Raw genomic sequence first — 404 nt, forward strand, 5'->3', positions numbered from 1 at the left:
TTGGCGAGCTGGACCGCCTCGTCGTCGGTGCTGACCTTGTAGACGACGGCGACCGGGCCGAACAGCTCCTCGCGGTAGGCCCGCATTTCCGGGGTCACGCCGGTGAGCACGGCCGGGGCGAAGTAAGCGCCCTTACCGTCGTCGAGCGTGCCGCCGACGTGCAGCGTGGCGCCCTTCGATACCGCGTCCTGCACCTGGGCGAGGAGGTTCTCCGCTGCCTTACGGGAGACCATCGGGCTGTAGGAGCGCGGGGAGTCATCGCCCGGCTGGCGCGGTGACATCGCGGTGGCACGCTTGACCAGGGCGGCCACGAAGTCGTCGTAGATGTCGTCCATGACGATCATCCGCTTGTTGGAGTTGCAGGCCTGGCCGACGTTCTCCATCCGGGTGACCCAGGCCGTCTT

At 67.8% G+C, this 404-nt stretch carries 1 protein-coding gene; it reads right to left on the bottom strand.

From position 1 onward, the window contains the following. Positions 1-404 (bottom strand): aldehyde dehydrogenase family protein (locus tag DYY66_RS14115; RefSeq protein ID WP_255496091.1); only part of this gene is annotated, 404 nt, incomplete at both ends.

It is taken from the genome of Candidatus Nitrosotalea sp. FS (genome assembly GCF_011319475.1).
GTDB lineage: Archaea > Thermoproteota > Nitrososphaeria > Nitrososphaerales > Nitrosopumilaceae > Nitrosotalea.